The organism is Brevundimonas sp. AC546, from assembly GCF_979258305.1.
This window is the reverse complement of sequence record NZ_OZ409849.1, coordinates 2,367,181-2,384,241: the sequence shown is the minus strand read 5'-3', so window position 1 is coordinate 2,384,241 and position 17,061 is coordinate 2,367,181. Positions and strand designations below refer to the sequence as shown.

Genomic DNA, 17,061 nt, shown 5'->3' with positions numbered 1-17,061 from the left:
TTGGGCTAGAAGGCGCGCCTTCAATCTCCATTCAGAGCGTCCTCGCTTCATGACCGACACGAACAACTCGCCGCTCGAAGGCAATGTCCTCTTCTACGTCAATCCGGAGCCGCTTGATCAGAGCATCCACGGCGGCCTGGGCGTCAATCCGACCGACAAGCCCTATGCCTTCGTGGCCCAGACCAATGTCGTGCCGCTGACGGTGACCGAATTCTCGGCCGCCGCCCTGTCCTATCCGATCATCTTCACCGGCGAGAACCGCCAGCCGGTGGCAGTGATGGGCCTGCGCCAGAACGAGAACCTGTTCGTCGCCGACGACGGCGAGTTCCGCGCGGAAGCCTATGTGCCGGCCTATGTGCGCCGCTATCCGTTCGTCTTCGCCGACGACAAGCAGAACCAGCGTCTGATCCTGTGCATCGACCGCGGCGCGTCGATCGTCGCCGAGGGCGGCCAGAACCCGCTGTTCGTCGATGGCCAGCCCAGCGACTACACGAACATGGCGATGGAGTTCTGCAACAACTTCGAGCAGGAGCGTCAGCGCACCGAAGGCTTCGTGGCGCTGATCAACGAGTTGGACCTGCTGGACATCCGCGAGGCCCACTTCACGCCGCGCAATCCCGACGGCACGCCGGGTCAGCCGCAGAAGCTGGCCGAATACTATGCGGTGTCGGAAGACAAGCTGCGCGCCCTGTCCGCCGAAAAGCTGGCCGAGCTGCGTGACAACGGCGCCCTGGGCCAGATCTACGCCCACCTGGTGTCGCTGGTCGGTTGGGATCGCCTGATCGCCCTGGCCGTGCTGCGCCAGGCGCCGACGACCGTCAACTAAGCCAAAGACGACCCAAGACGTTCAGCCCCGCCGGTTTCGCCGGCGGGGTTTTTCGTGGGCTCAGCGCCGCGAGAACAGCGCCCGCGTCAGGCAGGAGAAGACCAGCCGCCCCGCCTCGTCCAGCAGGTCGTGCGAGGCGATGACGATGCCTTTTTCGTCCCCGACCGGATCCTTGCCCATCACAGTCATCCGGCCCCGCAGCAGTTCCCCGGCCGGGGGATTGCGCATGTAGCGCAGGCCATCGACGGCAAGGACCTTGGTCTGGGCCCAGCCGCCGGACTTGTCCGCCGCCAGCCGGCTCCACAGCACATAGACCATGGCGTCCGGCGCGCCGTAGGCGACATCCCAACCGGGTGAGAACCGCTCGATGAATACGTCCAGCGCCGCCTGATCGACGGCGCAGGCGCCCAGCGGCACGACCTGACCCACTTCCAGGTCTTCGAAATGGACGTGCAGCGGATCGCTCATGGGCGGGACTTTCCGTATCGGCTTCAGGCGGGTTCTTCGGAAACACGAACCAGCAGCTTGCCGTCGTGATCGCCCGTGAACAAGCGGTTCAACGAATCCACCGCGCCGTCCAGGCCGTCATCGACGTGAACCTTCCACTTCACCCGGCCATCCGCCAGCCACGGCCCCATCTCGGCGACCATCTCGCGGGCGCGCGGGGCATAGTCCAGAACCAGGAAGCCCTGGACCTGAAGACGGTGGGTGATGATGCGCGCAAAATTCGGCGACGGCGGCGCCTTGGTCGCATTGTAGGAGGACACCAAGCCGCAGACCGCCATCCGGCCGTGGACCTTCAGCCGGTTGAAGACGGCGATCATGATGTCGCCGCCGACGTTCTCGAAGTTCAGGTCGATACCGTCGGGAGCCAGACGATCCAGCGCCTCGCCGACATCCTCGTTCTTGTAGTCGATGGCGGCGTCGAACCCGAGTTCGTCGGTCAGCCACGCGCATTTCTCGGGCCCGCCGGCGATGCCGATGACGCGGCATCCGCGCTGCTTGGCCACCTGGCCGGCGATGGAGCCGACGGCGCCCGCCGCCGCCGAAATGACGATGGTCTCGCCTTCCTTGGCCTTCAGCACGTCTGTGACACCGAAATAGGCGGTCAGCCCGGTCATGCCGAGCACCGACATATTGGCCGTCAGCGGAAGGCCCGGCGCGCGGTGCACGGGGCGCAGGCCGCCTTCAGGCACGACGGCGTAGTCGGCCCAGCCGCCCGAGGTCGGCATGACCACGTCGCCGGACTTGAAGCGGCTGGACCGCGAGGCCTCGACCACGCCCAGGGTCAGGCCGCGCATGACTTCGCCCAGGCCGACCGGCGGCAGATAGCCTTCGGAATCGTTCATCCAGGTCCGGTTGGTCGGGTCCAGCGACAGATAGACGGTGCGGACCAGCACCTCGTTTTCCTTCAGATCGGGGATGGCCGTCTCGACCAGTTCGAGGTCGCCGGGCTGGATCAGGCCCTTGGGGCGCTGGCGCAGCACCCATTGTCGGTTCGTCTTGCCGTTCGTCGAGGCCATGCCCGTCTCTCCCGTGGGTTTTCTTTGACCACCACCTTGGCCCCGGCGCGCACGGCGGTCGAGCCATGACCAAGAAAAAAGCGGCCCTTGCGGACCGCTTTGAAGTGGCATCATCGAGAATGAGGCGCGGAGGCGGCAAGATCAGCTATCGCTGATCAAGTCGGGGGGCGTCGCCGCCTCCACATTCCGATAACGACGAGGGGGAACACCGGTTCCCGACGAGTGCGTTTTTTACTGAAGGCGCAAAAAGGCCCCGACGCGAATGCGAACGGGGCCTTTCGTCGTCTGTGAAAGGTTGCGGCTTACGCCGCTTCCTTCTGACGCGACGGGTGGAAGAACAGCGCCTGGCTGATCGCCGCCTTCACCGTTTCCGGCTGGAACGGTTTGGTGATCAGGAAGGTCGGCTCAGGACGCTCGCCGGTCAGCAGGCGTTCCGGGAAGGCCGTGATGAAGATCACCGGCACATCCAGGGTCTTGAGGATGTCCTTGACCGCGTCGATGCCTGACGAACCGTCGGCCAGCTGAATGTCGGCCAGGACCAGACCAGGCTTGTGACGGGCGACGGCGTCGATGGCCTCGTCATGCGTCGTGGCGGTGCCCGTAACGCGGTGCCCCAGTTCCTTGACCAGGCTCTGGATGTCGGCCGAGATGATGGCCTCGTCCTCGATCACCAGCACGTCGGTCGCCAGTTCGGCGTCGATGTCGGACTGGGCGTCGGCGATCAGGCGCTCCACATCGCGCGGATCCGCAGACAGGATCTGGGCGGCTTCCGAGGGGGTGAAGCCTTCCAGGGCGGTCAGCAGGAAGGCCTGGCGCGAACGCGGGGCGATGCGCAGCAGACGCTGCGAGGCGTCACTGCCCGTCGTCTCCAGCGTGCCCGTCTCAAGCTGGGCGCCGGTCGACGACCAGATGGCGTGGAAGACATGGTACAGGGCCACGCGCGGCGTCATGTCGGCCGACAGCTGCTGCTCGCCGGCGGCCAGGGCCTCGAGCGCGACACGAACGTAGTTGTCTCCGGTGGATTGGTCGCCGGTCAGCGCGCGAGCATAACGGCGGACATAAGGAAGATGCGGCGCGAGTCTGGCCAAAAGGCTCATTCAGATAGTCCCCGACAAATCACCCGCCGTCCCGGCAAGGGAGGCGCTACAGGAAGGCTAAACGTAGCATAGGCGTCACGGTTCCGCACGGAGGGCGAGCTCCAGCATTAAAACCGGTTCATGCAGGAACCGGGCTTGCAGGAAGGCGTTAGGGTCGGGCATCTCCGCGATGAATGTTGGGTGGGCTTTGCGCTGTCTATGATTGATTCTTCCGACTCCTCTCGGCCGAAAGCGGCTGACAAGAAGGGGGAGGCGGGGCTTGAAGAAGCTCGGCTTCGCCAGCAAGCCATCGGCGTAAAGCTGCGGCACATGTTCGACGAGGTGGTGAATGAACCCGTCCCCGACGAGTTCCTCGACATCCTGAAACGCGCTGACGCCAAGGCTGCGGATAGCGCCGCATGAGTACGTCTCGCCTGGGGGCCGCCCCCAAGCCCGCGTCCGCTGACGATGAAGGCTTCAAGCGTGAACTGGTGGTCCTGATCCCGCATTTGCGCGCCTTCGCTCGCACCCTGACCGGCGATCCCACCGCTGCCGATGACTTGGCGCAAGATGCCATGATGAAGGCGTGGGACGCTCGCGCCTCGTATCAGATGGGCACGAACATGAAGGCCTGGACCTTCATGATCCTGCGCAACCAGTTTTATTCCGAAAAGCGGCGGTCCTGGCGTCAGTCGCAACTCGATCAGGAAGCCGCCGAGCGGACGCTGGTCGCCGTCGATGATCCCGAGGCGCCCGTCGCCCTGGACGAACTGCGTCAGGCGCTGAAGACCCTGCCCGAAGAACAGCGCGAGGCCCTGATTTTGGTCGGCGCGGGCGGTTTCGCCTACGAGGAGGCGGCCGAAATCTGCGGCTGCGCGGTCGGCACGGTCAAGAGCCGCGTCAGTCGGGCGCGCCGTGCGCTTGCGGCCACGCTGGAAAAGGGCGGCTATGGCCGTGACGGCAAGGCGGCGGGCGACGCCATGCGCACCATTCTCGGCGAGGCCGACAGGCTGGCCGGCGCCCGGAACTGACCGGCGGTGAGTGAGACGACCAGAGACGCCTCAAGGCCGCGCCTCGGTCGCACGTGGAATACGGACCGGTTTCAAGGCATTCGTTTTCGGCTGGGCACAGCCATGGCGATGGCTTTGCTGCCGATCTTCGTCCTCAGCCTGATCCAGACCCAGGCGGATTTCCGCAAACAAGCGGAAGACCGTCAGATCGATCTGCAACTTGCGGCCGAACGCAGCGCGTCCGACGTCAAGGCCCAACTGGACAGCGCCCAGGTTCTGCTGCGCGCGCTCAGCCCCGATGCCCTCGGCCCCTATTGCGCGCCACGCCTGACGGCCCTGGTCGGGCGGCTGGAGGGTTATGAAGGCCTCTATCGCATCAGCCCGACCGGCGAGGCGGTTTGCGCCTCCGGCCGCACGGACGGGCTGCGTTCCGGCGTTGCGCCTGCCGCACAGGCGACCTGGTTCCAGCGGCTGCGCAACGGTGAGGAACTGGTCGTCGTACGCGCCCCCGACGGAGCCGGTTATCAAGGCGCGCTGATCGTGGCGACCCGCGCCGAACGGCCGATGGGCCGGTTCGACGGGGCCATGGTCGCCGTCATCCCCCTGTCCGCCCTGCAGCCCGACGTCGCGGATCCTGCCCTGCCCTCGGGCGCGGAGGCTGCGCTGACCGACGGCGCGGGGCGTATCCTGACCGCCAGCGATCCCGACGTCTTCAGGCTGTCTGACGGCGACGACATCGCCGGATGGGTCGCCCGCGCTCGCGACCAGGGGTCGGCGGTGTTCGAGGCCAAGGACGTTCAGAACCACCGGCGCGACTATGCCGGTGCGGCGCTGGCGGGCGGAGATCTCTACGCCCTGTTGTCGGCGCCGGCGCCGGGTCTGCTGTCCTGGGCGCGGCTCAATCCGATCGGAACCTTGTTGCTGCCGCTGGGCGCCTGGCTGACGGCGTTCGCGGCGGTGATGCTGCTATCCGAACGCATCTTCATTCGCTGGCTGGACTATCTGGAGCGGGTCGCGGCCATCTATGCGCGCGGCCGGTTTTCGGTGCGACCGCTACAGGCGATGAACGCCCCGGCTGAAATCCGCACCATGGCCCGCACTCTGGACGAGATGGCTGAGGCCATCACGGTTCGAGATCGCGAGCTGACCGACGCCCTGGCGGAGAAGGACGCGCTGATGCGCGAGATCCATCACCGGGTGAAGAATAACCTGCAGATCATCTCTTCCCTGCTGTCGATGCAGCAACGCGCCCTGATCGACGCCCCGGCAAAGGCGGCGTTGGGCGACACGCGTCAGCGCATCTCGGCCTTGGCCCTGATCTATCGCACCCTCTACCAGAGCAACGACATCCGCCATGCCGATGCGCGCGAATTCCTGAACGAGTTGGTGGGCCAGCTTGTTTCCAGCGAGGCGGGGCGCGGGCCGGTGGTCATCAGTTCCGTGGACGCCGATTCCCTGCACGTCGATCCCGACAAGCTGGCGCCCCTGGCGCTATGGCTCGTCGAGGCGGTGACAAATGCCCAGAAACACGCCTTCGCCGGCAGCGGCGGCGAGTTGAAGGTGCGCTTCCGCGTGCAGGGCGAGAAGTCGGTGCTGGAGGTCGAGGATGACGGCCCAGGCGCACAGGCCGGCGCCGAAGTCGGCGTGGGCCGCACCCTGATGAGCGCCTTCGCCAAACAGCTGCGCGGCGAAACCGAGTTCGATACGCCCCCCGGCGGCGGCACCATCGCGCGTATGACCTTCGCCACGCCCGAAGCCCTGGCGCCCACCGATCCGGCGGACAAGGCATAGAGCGGCGACGGAACCGCAGCCGTGGCGTCGCGTTGATGTGGCAAGACCGGCGGAGTTTCACCCCGGCTAACCTCGGAGCTTCACTCATGCGCAAGATTTTCGTTCTGGTCGCCGCCGCCGCCGCCCTGACCACCGCCGCCTGCAACACCGTTGAAGGCGTGGGCCGCGACACCCAAGCCGCCGGCTCGGCCGTGACCGGCGCCGCCCAAGACGCCAAGAACTAATCGACGGCCGCAGCCTCGGCTGCATCGTCGGACTTGCAAGGCCCCGCATCGTCGGGGCCTTGTTCGTTTCAGGACTGCGACAGGAGTTTTTGCGTGAACCACACCGCCCGCCACGCCGGCCTTGCGCTGCTACGCCAGCACGCCTTGATCGCCGGAGAGCCCATCCTTGCGAACGGTGCAGGCATCGCCGTCGATGATCCGGCGACGGGCGAAATCATCGGCTATGTCCCCGACCTGGGCGCCGCCGAGACCGAACTGGCGATCACGGCGGCGGCCGAGACGTTCAAGACCTGGTCCCGCAGCGACCCTCATGAGCGCGCCGCTTTCCTGCGCAAATGGGCGGCGCTGATCGACGACAATGTCGAGGGGTTGGGCGCGCTGATGGCTTTGGAGAACGGCAAGCCGTTCGAGGAGGCCAAGGGCGAGGTGACCTACGCCAACGGCTTCCTGAAATGGTTCGCGGGCCAGGCCGAGCGCCTGATCGGCGAGACCCAGGACAGTCCGCTGGGCCATCTGATCCTGACCTATCGCGAAGCGGTCGGGCCGTGCGCCCTGATCACGCCGTGGAACTTCCCCGCTGCCATGCTGACCAGGAAGCTGGGACCGGCTTTCGCCGCCGGCTGCACCGCCGTTGTCAAACCGGCGAGCCAGACCCCCTTCACCGCCATCGCCCTGGCCGAACTGGCCTATCAAGCCGGCTTGCCCAAAGGCGCCCTGTCCATCGTGACGGGCGACGCCGCGACCATCGGCAAGGCCCTGACCGACAGCCCTGATATGCGCAAACTGTCCTTCACCGGCTCGACCGGCGTGGGCCGCAAGCTGGCGGAACAGTGCGCCCCGACGCTGAAGCGGGTGTCGATGGAGCTGGGCGGCGCGGCGCCGCTGATCGTCTTCGCCGACGCCGATCTGGACCTGGCCGTGGCCGAGACCATCAAGGGCAAGTTCAGGAACTCGGGCCAGACCTGCGTCTGTCCCAACCGCGTCTATGTCGAACGGTCGGTCGCTGACGCCTATGCTGAAAAACTGGCCGCCGAAGTGGCGAAGATTGTGGTCGGGAACGCCTTCGAAGAGGGCGTGAAGGTCGGGCCTCTGATCGAGGACAAGGCCATCGACAAGGTCGAGAAACACGTGGCGGCGATCAAGGCCGACGGCGGCAAGGTGCTGACCGGCGGCTCGCGCCATGAGTTGGGAGGCCGCTTCTTCCAGCCGACCGTGACCTTGGGCGGCGACGACGCACTGTTCCGCGAGGAAGAGACCTTCGGCCCGATGATCCCCGTCTTCGCCTTCGATACCGAGGAGGAGGTTCTGGAGAAGGCCAACGCCAGCGAGTTCGGCCTGGCCTCCTATCTGTTCACGCGCGATCTGGATCGGGCCATGCGGTTCAGCCGCCGGATCGAGGCGGGCATGTGCGGCGTCAACACCGGCCTGATCTCCACCGCCGTCGCCCCGTTCGGCGGGGTCAAACAGTCGGGCTATGGCCGCGAGGGCTCGGCTCACGGCATCGACGAATATGTGGACATCAAGACGGTCACGCTGGCGCTGAAATAGCGCCAGCCGGGCAGGCCTGTAATTCGCCGTCATCTTTTGGCATAAGCCCGCGATGAAGTTCCTCGACCAGGCCAAGATCTACATCCGCTCCGGCAACGGCGGCGGCGGTTCCGTGTCGTTCCGACGCGAGAAGTTCATCCCTAACGGCGGGCCGGACGGCGGCGACGGCGGCAAGGGCGGCGATGTCTGGATCGAGTCTGTCGATGGGCTGAACACGCTGATCGACTATCGCTACCAGCAGCATTTCAAGGCCCAGACCGGCCACCACGGCCAGGGCCGCCAGATGCACGGCGGCAAGGGCGACGACATCCATCTGAAGGTGCCCGTCGGCACCCAGGTGCTGGACGAGGACAAGGAAACGGTCCTGCTGGACATGGACACGGCCGGCAAGATGGAGCTGCTGCTGAAGGGCGGCAACGGCGGCTGGGGCAATGTGCGCTTCAAGGGGCCGACCAACCAGGCGCCGACCTACGCCAACCCTGGCCAGGACGGCCAGGAACGCTGGATCTGGCTGCGGCTGAAACTGATCGCCGACATCGGTCTGGCGGGCCTGCCGAACGCGGGCAAATCCACCTTCCTGTCGGCGGCCAGCGCGGCCAAGCCCAAGATCGCCGACTATCCCTTCACCACCCTGGCGCCGAACCTGGGAATGGTGGACCTGTCGCCGTCCGAGCGGTTCGTCATCGCTGACATCCCCGGCCTGATCGAAGGCGCCAGCGAGGGCGCGGGTCTGGGCACGCGCTTCCTGGGTCACGTCGAACGCTCGGCCAGCCTGATCCACCTGATCGACGGCACCCAGGACGACGTGGCCGAGGCCTACCGGATCATCCGGGGCGAGCTGGAGGCCTATGGCGAGGGCCTGGCCGACAAGGCCGAGATCCTGGCGTTGAACAAGATCGACGCCCTGACGCCCGAGGCGCGCGAGGAGAAGGCGGCCGAACTGGAAGCCGTCGCCGGTCGCCGCCCCATGCTGGTTTCCGGCGTGTCGGGCGAGGGCGTGCCGGCGCTGCTGCGCGCCGCCTGGGCCGAGGTGAAGAAGACGCGCGGCGCCCTGGCCGGCGACGGCGACACGGATCAGATCAGCGGCTGGCAGCCCTGATCACTCCTCCGGCGCAGGCTCGGGCTCAGGCTTGAGTTTGCGCCGGGTCGATTTCGGCGTGGCGGGCTTCTTGTCCTCGTCCGCATAGGGTTCGCCGTCGCCGGAGAGCAGGATCGCCATCCAGCGCGAGCCTCTAAACTCGGCCAGGATCGCCATCGCCATCACCGCCAGCGGGGTGGACAGGAACATGCCGACAACGCCCCACATCTTGCCCCAGAAGGCCAGGGCCAGCAGCACCACGACCGGGTCGATGTTCTGGTTGTCGCCCTGCATGCGCGGCTGGATGAAGTTGCCGACGACGAACAGGATGACCTGCAGGCCCACGAGCAGCACCGCCGCCGGCCAGTAGCTTTCGAACTGGACCAGGGCGAACAGCGGCGGCGCCAGGCCCGCGACCGCCCCGCCCAACACAGGGATGAAGCCGACGATGAAGATGACGAAGGTCCAGAACTCGGCGTTCTGAAGCCCGACCGCCCGCATCAGTATCCAGGCGACGACACAGATCATCGCCCCGGTCACCGACTGAACCCAGATATAGCCCTCTACCCCGCCGCGCACGCGCTGGAACACCGCCACGGCCTCGTCACGCTGGGCCTCGGACGGGAACATGGCGATGATCTTCTTGCGGAACCCGATCTGGGACGCCAGCAGAAAGCCCAGATAGATCAGGACGAAGAAGGCGCCCGAAGCGATGCCCTGAACCTGGAAGGCCATCGACGTCAGGTAGCCGCGCACATCGACGCCGTTGATCAAATCCTGAGCCGTCGGCGGGTTGGTCAGCCGCACCAGCCCATAGACGTCGCGAATGATCTGATCGATGCGCGGGCCGATGTTCTGGGACACGCCCGAGGCCTCGCCGAAGAAGCCGGCCGCGCCGTTCACGATGATGGCTATGGAGGCGAAGAAGGCCAGCACCACCAGGGTCAGGGCTGCGACACCGGCCCATCGGCTGTTCAGCGGCGTGCGCGCCTCGACCGAGCGCTTCACTCCGTCGATCATGATCAGCAGGAAGATGGCCATGGCCAACGGGGTCAGGATATCCCGCAGCCAATAGACCGCCGCCCCGGCCGCCACCGTGGCGATGACCCCCAGGGCGTTGCGGGCTGCGACCGAGGACGGCATGGCGACGGGACTTTTCATGCCCGTGTTGTCGAACCGCCCGTCGTCGGCGTCAATCGCTGTTCCGACCGCGTTTGGAACGCGCTAGACCTTGTTCGAGACGCCCATCGGAGACCTTGCATGCCCGACGCCCTTCCCGGCCTGTTCCTCGGCCAGTCCGACGCCGCTCAGCCGGAAAGCCTGCTGTTCAACCGCGCCAACCGCCACGGGGTCGTCGCCGGCGCGACCGGGACGGGCAAGACGGTCACGCTGCAGATCATGGCCCAGGGTTTTTCCGACGCCGGGGTGCCGGTCTTCTGCGCCGACGTGAAGGGCGACCTGTCCGGCATTTCCCAAGTGGGAGCCCCGAACGAGAAACTGGTCGCCCGCGCGACCGAGATGGGGCTGACCCTGACGCCGCGCGCCGCGCCCACCGTGTTCTGGGACCTGTATGGCCAGAAGGGCCATCCCATCCGCACGACGGTGTCCGAGATCGGCCCGGTGCTGATGGCGCGGATGCTGAACCTGAACGACGTGCAGGAGGGGGTGCTGACCGTCGTCTTCCATGTGGCGGACAAGGAAGGTCTGCTGCTGCTGGACCTCGACGATCTGCGCAGCCTTCTGGTCTATGTCGGCGAGAACGCCGAGCGGATCGGGCGCGAGGTCGGCAATGTCGCCCCCGCCTCCATCGCCGCCATCCAGCGCTCACTGCTGCAGGTCGAACAACAGGGCGGCGACGCCTTCTTCGGCGAACCGGCGCTGAAGCTGGAAGACATGATCCGCGTCGGCCTGGACGGCCGGGGCCAGGTCAATGTGCTGGATTCGACCAAGCTGATGAACAGCCCGCGCCTGTATGCGGCCTTCCTGCTGTGGCTGTTGTCGGAACTATTCGAACAGCTTCCCGAGGTCGGCGACCCGGAAAAGCCGCGCCTGGTCTTCTTCTTCGACGAGGCCCACCTGCTGTTCAACGACGCCCCGCGCGCCCTGCTGGAGAAGGTCGAACAGGTCGTCCGCCTGATCCGGTCCAAGGGGGTTGGCGTCTATTTCGTCACCCAGAACCCGGCCGACATCCCCGACAGCGTTCTGGCCCAACTGGGCAACCGCATCCAGCACGCCCTTCGCGCCTATACGCCGTCGGAGCAGAAGGGGCTGAAGGCCGCCTCGCAGAGCTTCCGCGTCAACGCCGCCTTCGATACGGCCGAGGCGATCCAGGGATTAGGCGTGGGCGAAGCGCTGGTGTCCACGCTGGACGAAAAGGGCGCTCCCACCATCGTGGCCCGCACCAAGATCCGTCCCCCCGCCTCGCGCCTGGGTCCGGCGACCGACGCCGAGCGCGCGGCGATCATGGCCGCCAGCCCGGTGCGCGGTCTCTACGATCAGGTGCTGAACCGCGAATCCGCCGCCGAAATCCTGGCCAACCGCCACGGCGCCGCCGATCAGGCAGCGGCTCAGGCGAAGGCTCAGGTTGAGGCCGACAAGGCCGCTCAGGTTCAGGCCAAGGCCGATGAGAAGGCGGCCCAGGCGCAAGCGAAAGCGCAGGCTCAGGCCGATGCGCGGGCCGCGCGTGCGACAGCGACCCCGGCCCGTCGTTCCACGCGCGAAACACCGATCGAGGCCATGACCAAGTCGGTCCTTCGCACCGCCGGATCGACCCTGACCCGCGAACTGATGCGCGGCCTGCTGGGCGGGTTGAAACGGCGCTAGGTTCAGCGCAGGGTCTTGCAACGGGGCGGGGGCGAGCGCATCTCCCGCCCATGTTCATCCAGACCGAACCCACGCCCAATCCGAACGTGCTGAAGTTCCTGCCCGGCCGTGACGTGTCGCCGGCCGCCGCGCTGGAATATCGCACGATCGATGAGGCGACGGCCTCGCCCCTGGCCGAGGCCCTGTTCGAGCTGGAAGGCGTCGACGGCGTTTTCTTCGGCGCCGACTATGTGTCCGTGACCCGCCAGCCCGAAGGGCCGGAGTGGTCGGAGATGAAGGCGCCGATCCTGGGCGTCGTCATGGATCATTTCGTCTCGGGCCAGCCGCTGACGCGTGGCGCAAGCGCCGAGGCCGACGGCCATGCCGAGGACGACAGCGAGATCGTCGCCGAGATCAAGGCCCTGCTGGACAGCCGCATCCGCCCGGCCGTGGCCCAGGACGGCGGCGACATCCTGTTCAACTCCTTCGACGAATCGACAGGCGTTCTGAACCTGCGGATGCGCGGCGCCTGCGCCGGCTGCCCCTCGTCGTCGGCGACGCTGAAGGCGGGTGTCGAACAAATGATGCGCCACTATGTGCCGGAAGTGACGCGGGTCGAGCAGACCCTCTGATCGGCGCCGGTGGCGGTTCCGTCCCGCGCCGCCTAGAAGACGCCCATGAGACTTCTGGTGATCGATACGGCGCTCGGCGCCTGCACGGCGGCGGTGTTCGAGGACGGCCGCCCCCTGGCAGTGCGGTTCGAACCGATGACCAAAGGCCATCAGGAACGGCTGGGCGGCCTGGTTCGTGATGTGATGGCCGAGGCGGGCGGCGGTTTCGACAGCCTGGATCGGATCGGCGTCACGGTCGGACCGGGATCGTTTACGGGCCTGCGTGTCGGTCTGGCCTTCGCCCAGGGACTGGGCGCGGCGCTGGATCGGCCCGTCGTCGGCATTTCCGCCCTGGATGCCCTCGCCGCCTCGCTGGAGGAGGCGACAGGGCCGGTTGCAGCCCTGATCGACGCCCGTCGCGGCCAGGTTTACGCCCGCATGTTCGCAAACGACGCGCCCCTGGGGCCAGACGAGGCCCTGTCGCTGGAAGAGGCGGCGCGACGGATCAGCGAGATCGGGGGCGACGTCGCCCTGGTCGGCAATGGCGGAGCGGTGCTGGCGGAGGCCTTCCCAGACCTGAAGTTCGCCAGGATGGACGACCGCGTCGCCCCGTCGCCGGAAGCCCTGGCTCGTCTCGCCGCCGCCGCCCACCCGGCGACGCATCCGCCGCGTCCGCTCTACCTTCGCGCGCCCGACGCGACCCCGCCCAGCCGCCTGCCAGGCCAGCCGCGCCAACCGGCGTCATGACCGCGCCGGACCCGGCCGCCCTCGCCGCCCTTCATGCCCAGGCCTTTGCGGCCCCCTGGAGCGCGCGCGAGTTCGCCGACCTGCTGTCTCAGCCCGGCGTCGTTGCGATCGCGGAACCCGGCGGCTTCGTTCTGATCCGCATCGTGCTGGACGAGGCTGAAATCCTGACCCTGGCGGTCATTCCGACGGCCCGCCGCGTTGGCCTAGGCCGCCGTCTGGTCGAAGATGCGGCCGTCGCTGCGACACAGGCCGGCGCCGCGCGGCTGTTTCTCGAAGTCGCCGAGGACAACGCCCCCGCCCGCGCCCTTTATGACCGCGCAGGATTCCGTCAGATCGGCCGTCGAAAGGCCTATTATGCGGCCGCCGACGGGTCTCGGACGGACGCCCTGGTGATGAGCCGCGATCTCTGTGTGGATCAGGCCAACGTGCCGCTTCCCTGATGCGATCCGAGCCCCTATTCTAGGCGCATGGACCGGATCGAAAAACTCTGCGCCGACCGCGGCATGCGTATGACCGAACAGCGTCGGGTGATCGCCCGCGTGCTGTCGAACGCCGAAGACCACCCCGATGTCGAGGAGCTGTACCGCCGCGCCTCGGCCATCGACCCCCACATCTCGATCGCCACCGTCTATCGCACCGTGCGCCTGTTCGAAGAGGCGGGTGTGGTCGAGAAGCACGACTTCGGCGATGGCCGCAGCCGCTATGAAGAAGCCGGCGACGACCACCACGACCACCTGATCGACACCAAGTCGGGCGAGGTGATCGAGTTCTTCGACGCCGAGATCGAGCGACTGAAGTCCGAGATCGCGGAGCGGCTGGGCTTCCAGCTTATCGGCCACAAGCTTGAGCTTTACGGCGTGGCCATCGAAGGCGCCGAGCCGTCCAAGCGCGAAGGCCTGATCTTCACGCGCCACGCCGCGCGGGTCGATCCCGCCGATGTGGATGCGGGCTGAACGCCCGTCTTGTCGGGGCGCGTGCGGGCGATCATAAGCCCCCGATGACCGAGACCCTGGCTCCCCAAGTCGAGACGACGCTCGAGAAGCGTCTGTTCATCAAGACGTACGGCTGCCAGATGAACGTCTATGATTCGGAGCGCATGGCCGACGTGCTGCGCCCGCTGGGCTATGCCGTCACCGACGATGTGAAGGCCGCGGACTTCGTCATCCTGAACACCTGCCACATCCGCGAGAAGGCGGCCGAAAAGATCTATTCCGAGCTCGGCAAGCTGCGGGAGATGCGCGACGTCCGGCGCGAGACCGGCGGCGACCTGACCATCGCGGTCGCCGGCTGCGTCGCCCAGGCCGAGGGCGAGGAGATCATGCGCCGCCAACCGGCCGTCGATATCGTCGTCGGCCCCCAAGCCTATCACCAGCTACCCGAACTGTTGACCCGCACGGCGCGGGCGCGGGGCGAGCGGATCGGCGCCGACTTCGCCCCCGACGACAAGTTCGACGCCCTGCCCGCTGCACGATTCACCGAAGGACCGACCGCCTTCCTGACGGTGCAGGAGGGGTGCGACAAGTTCTGCACCTTCTGCGTCGTGCCCTATACGCGCGGCGCTGAATGGTCGCGGCCGATGGTTTCGGTGCTGGAGGAGGCGCGGCAACTGGCCGGACGCGGCGTGCGCGAGGTCACCCTTCTGGGTCAGAACGTCAACGCCTATGACGGCGAACGGCCGGACGGGAAGAAGGCGACCCTGGCGGAACTCGCCTATGCCCTGGCCGATATTCCTGGCCTGGACCGCATCCGCTATACGACCAGCCATCCCAACGACATGGCCGACGAACTGATCGCCGCGCACGGCGAACTGGACGCCCTGATGCCCTATCTGCATCTGCCGGTTCAGGCGGGATCGGACCACATCCTGCGGCTGATGAACAGGAAGCACGGGCGCCAGAAATACTTCGACCTGATCGACCGCATCCGCGCCGCGCGGCCGGACATCGCCATCGCAGGCGACTTCATCGTCGGCTTCCCCGGCGAGACGGACAGGGAGTTCGAGGACACGCTGGATCTGGTGCGTCGCGTCAACTACGCAGGCGCCTTCGCCTTCGCCTATTCGCCGCGTCCGGGCACGCCCGCCGCCGGCATGGGCAAACAGGTCGAGCCGGAGATCGCCAAGGAACGGCTGCACCGGCTGATCGCCCTGCTGACCGAACAGCAGACCGCGTTCAACCTCGCCCAGGCGGGCCGGACCCTGAATGTGCTGTTCGACAAGCCGGGCCGACACGGCCACCGTCGCCAAGCCATCGGTCGATCCCCATATCTGCAATCGGTCCATGTCGATGACGCGGATCATCTGATCGGGCAGATCGTTCCGGTCGAGATCGTTGCGGGCCAGCAGAACAGTCTGATGGGTCGTCTCATTTCCCAGCAAAAGGCTGCTTGATGGCGCGTGAGTCCGAATTCGTCCCTTTGAATGACGCCGAGCTGCGTGCGGTCGTCGGGCCGAACAGTCGTCACGTCGCCCTGATCGAGGACGCCTTCAAGGTGCTGGTCGAGGCGCCCGGCGGCGGCGTCTCCGTCAACGGCGGTACGCGCGACCGCAACGATGCACGCCAGGTGATCGAGGACCTGGCCAAGCGCGCGGCCCTGGGCGCCGAGGTCACCGAGGCCGATGTGCGTGCTGCCTTGGGCCAGGCGCGGGGCGGCAAGGGAACGCCGGGCATGGCGGCGGCGGGCGTGTCGCTTCCGGGCGGCAAGCGCGGCTCGATCGTGCCCAAGACCAAGGCGCAGGCGGCCTATCTGGACATGCTGGGCCGATGCGAGCTGTCGTTCGGCGTCGGCCCGGCCGGCACCGGAAAGACCTTCCTGGCCGCCGCCTATGGCGCCTCCCTCCTTCGCCGAGGTCAGGTGGACCGGCTGGTCATCACCCGTCCGGCGGTCGAGGCGGGCGAGAAACTGGGCTTCCTGCCGGGCGATCTGAACGAGAAGGTCGATCCCTATCTGGCCCCGATCTGGGAGGCGCTGAACGACATTCTGGGCGCCGAAGACGTGCAGCGTCGCCGCGACAAGGGCGAGATCGAAGCCGCCCCCATCGCCTTCATGCGCGGCCGCACCCTCAGCCACGCCTTCGTCATCGTCGACGAGGCGCAGAACACCTCGCGCCTGCAGATGAAGATGGTGCTGACCCGTCTGGGCGAGGGCGCGCGGATGGTGGTGACGGGCGACCCGTCGCAGATCGACTTGCTGAACCCGCGCGATTCCGGCCTGGCTCACGCCCTGCGCATCCTCGACGGGGTCAAGGGCGTCGGCGTGCTGAAGTTCGAAGCCTCGGACGTGGTGCGTCACGCCATGGTCGAGCGGATCGTGCGCGCCTATGACGCCGACGCCGCAAAAGGTCGTCCGGCCCCGGACCTCGAAGACCCCGCATGATCGAGATTGAAGTCGAAGCCGAGGCGTGGACCGGCGCCCTGCCGGCTGTCGAAGCGGTGGTGGAGACGGCGGCGAAGGCCGCGCTGGGCACCGTCGAGGGCGACATCGTCGTCCTGCTGACCGACGACGCGGCGGTGCGAGAACTGAACGCCCGGTTCCGCGACAAAGACAAGCCGACCAACGTCCTGTCCTTCCCCGCCCCTGAAAACGCCGCGCCGCATCTGGGCGATATCGTCCTGGCCTACGGCGTCTGCGCGACTGAAGCCCAGGCCCAGGGCAAGACCCTGGCCGACCATCTGAGCCATCTGGTCGTTCACGGCGTCCTGCACCTGCTGGGCCGCGACCACGAGGACGATGCCGAGGCCGAGGAGATGGAGGCCGAGGAGCGCGAAATCCTGGCCCAGATCAGCGTCGCCGATCCCTACGCATCCGAGCAGCAGGACTGACCCC

The 17,061-nt window shown here is 67.1% G+C and carries 19 protein-coding genes; 15 read left to right on the top strand and 4 right to left on the bottom strand.

Features of this window, described 5'->3' with window-relative positions:
- Positions 1-49: 49 nt before the first annotated feature.
- Positions 50-826 carry a SapC family protein gene (locus tag ACZZZD_RS11710; protein ID WP_463435226.1) on the top strand — a complete coding sequence of 259 codons (777 nt, stop codon included), beginning with the start codon at positions 50-52 and terminating at the stop codon, positions 824-826.
- Positions 827-886: 60 nt separating this feature from the next.
- On the opposite strand, the gene ACZZZD_RS11705 is transcribed toward ACZZZD_RS11710, so the two are convergent.
- The 3 genes from ACZZZD_RS11705 to phyR form a co-directional block, all read right to left on the bottom strand.
- Complete coding sequence (locus ACZZZD_RS11705) at positions 887-1,294, bottom strand: acyl dehydratase (protein ID WP_372691415.1); 408 nt, start codon at positions 1,292-1,294, stop codon at positions 887-889.
- 23 nt (positions 1,295-1,317) lie between these two features.
- Positions 1,318-2,349 (bottom strand): NADP-dependent oxidoreductase, encoded by a 1,032-nt coding sequence (locus ACZZZD_RS11700; protein ID WP_463435223.1) that lies wholly within the window; start codon positions 2,347-2,349, stop codon positions 1,318-1,320.
- 302 nt (positions 2,350-2,651) lie between these two features.
- A complete protein-coding gene (gene phyR / locus ACZZZD_RS11695; RefSeq protein ID WP_463435221.1) occupies positions 2,652-3,446 on the bottom strand; it encodes an anti-anti sigma factor/receiver protein PhyR in 795 nt (264 codons plus the stop codon).
- A gap of 120 nt (positions 3,447-3,566) precedes the next feature.
- Between phyR and nepR the strand changes: the two genes are divergently transcribed.
- The 6 genes from nepR to obgE all read left to right on the top strand — a co-directional run bounded on the left by nepR (position 3,567) and on the right by obgE (position 9,097).
- Complete coding sequence (gene nepR / locus ACZZZD_RS11690; RefSeq protein WP_463435220.1) at positions 3,567-3,848, top strand: anti-sigma T factor NepR; 282 nt, start codon at positions 3,567-3,569, stop codon at positions 3,846-3,848.
- A complete protein-coding gene (locus ACZZZD_RS11685; protein ID WP_463435219.1) occupies positions 3,845-4,456 on the top strand; it encodes a sigma-70 family RNA polymerase sigma factor in 612 nt (203 codons plus the stop codon). Before nepR ends, ACZZZD_RS11685 begins: the two co-directional genes overlap by 4 nt.
- A gap of 102 nt (positions 4,457-4,558) precedes the next feature.
- On the top strand, positions 4,559-6,226 hold the full coding sequence (gene phyK / locus ACZZZD_RS11680; RefSeq protein ID WP_463435217.1) for a sensor histidine kinase PhyK: 1,668 nt from the start codon (positions 4,559-4,561) through the stop codon (positions 6,224-6,226).
- 86 nt (positions 6,227-6,312) lie between these two features.
- Positions 6,313-6,450 carry an entericidin A/B family lipoprotein gene (locus tag ACZZZD_RS11675; RefSeq protein ID WP_184279633.1) on the top strand — a complete coding sequence of 46 codons (138 nt, stop codon included), beginning with the start codon at positions 6,313-6,315 and terminating at the stop codon, positions 6,448-6,450.
- 93 nt (positions 6,451-6,543) lie between these two features.
- Positions 6,544-7,998 (top strand): NAD-dependent succinate-semialdehyde dehydrogenase, encoded by a 1,455-nt coding sequence (locus ACZZZD_RS11670; RefSeq protein ID WP_463435215.1) that lies wholly within the window; start codon positions 6,544-6,546, stop codon positions 7,996-7,998.
- Positions 7,999-8,050: 52 nt separating this feature from the next.
- Positions 8,051-9,097, top strand: a complete 1,047-nt coding sequence (obgE, locus tag ACZZZD_RS11665; RefSeq protein WP_463435213.1) for a GTPase ObgE — start codon at positions 8,051-8,053, stop codon at positions 9,095-9,097.
- Here the strand turns inward: obgE and ACZZZD_RS11660 are convergent, their stop codons facing one another.
- The gene (locus tag ACZZZD_RS11660; protein WP_463435211.1) at positions 9,098-10,237 is read right to left on the bottom strand and encodes an AI-2E family transporter; all 1,140 of its coding nucleotides are present in this window, start codon (positions 10,235-10,237) and stop codon (positions 9,098-9,100) included.
- A 99-nt stretch (positions 10,238-10,336) separates the two neighbouring features.
- Between ACZZZD_RS11660 and ACZZZD_RS11655 the strand changes: the two genes are divergently transcribed.
- The 8 genes from ACZZZD_RS11655 to ybeY are packed head-to-tail and all read left to right on the top strand — an operon-like array spanning position 10,337 to position 17,057.
- Entirely contained in the window at positions 10,337-11,899 is a 1,563-nt protein-coding gene (locus ACZZZD_RS11655; RefSeq protein ID WP_463435210.1) for a helicase HerA-like domain-containing protein, read from the top strand.
- A 50-nt stretch (positions 11,900-11,949) separates the two neighbouring features.
- Positions 11,950-12,510 (top strand): NifU family protein, encoded by a 561-nt coding sequence (locus ACZZZD_RS11650; protein WP_463435208.1) that lies wholly within the window; start codon positions 11,950-11,952, stop codon positions 12,508-12,510.
- 45 nt (positions 12,511-12,555) lie between these two features.
- Positions 12,556-13,236 (top strand): tRNA (adenosine(37)-N6)-threonylcarbamoyltransferase complex dimerization subunit type 1 TsaB, encoded by a 681-nt coding sequence (gene tsaB, locus ACZZZD_RS11645; RefSeq protein ID WP_463435206.1) that lies wholly within the window; start codon positions 12,556-12,558, stop codon positions 13,234-13,236.
- A complete protein-coding gene (gene rimI, locus ACZZZD_RS11640) occupies positions 13,233-13,676 on the top strand; it encodes a ribosomal protein S18-alanine N-acetyltransferase (protein ID WP_463435204.1) in 444 nt (147 codons plus the stop codon). Before tsaB ends, rimI begins: the two co-directional genes overlap by 4 nt.
- A 27-nt stretch (positions 13,677-13,703) precedes the next feature.
- On the top strand, positions 13,704-14,189 hold the full coding sequence (locus tag ACZZZD_RS11635) for a Fur family transcriptional regulator (RefSeq protein ID WP_159847368.1): 486 nt from the start codon (positions 13,704-13,706) through the stop codon (positions 14,187-14,189).
- A 44-nt stretch (positions 14,190-14,233) separates the two neighbouring features.
- Positions 14,234-15,625 (top strand): tRNA (N6-isopentenyl adenosine(37)-C2)-methylthiotransferase MiaB, encoded by a 1,392-nt coding sequence (gene miaB, locus ACZZZD_RS11630; RefSeq protein WP_463435202.1) that lies wholly within the window; start codon positions 14,234-14,236, stop codon positions 15,623-15,625.
- Positions 15,625-16,611 (top strand): PhoH family protein, encoded by a 987-nt coding sequence (locus ACZZZD_RS11625; protein ID WP_463435201.1) that lies wholly within the window; start codon positions 15,625-15,627, stop codon positions 16,609-16,611. Before miaB ends, ACZZZD_RS11625 begins: the two co-directional genes overlap by 1 nt.
- A complete protein-coding gene (ybeY, locus tag ACZZZD_RS11620) occupies positions 16,608-17,057 on the top strand; it encodes an rRNA maturation RNase YbeY (RefSeq protein WP_463435200.1) in 450 nt (149 codons plus the stop codon). The genes ACZZZD_RS11625 and ybeY overlap by 4 nt, the downstream gene beginning before the upstream one ends.
- The last annotated feature ends 4 nt before the right edge of the window (positions 17,058-17,061 follow it).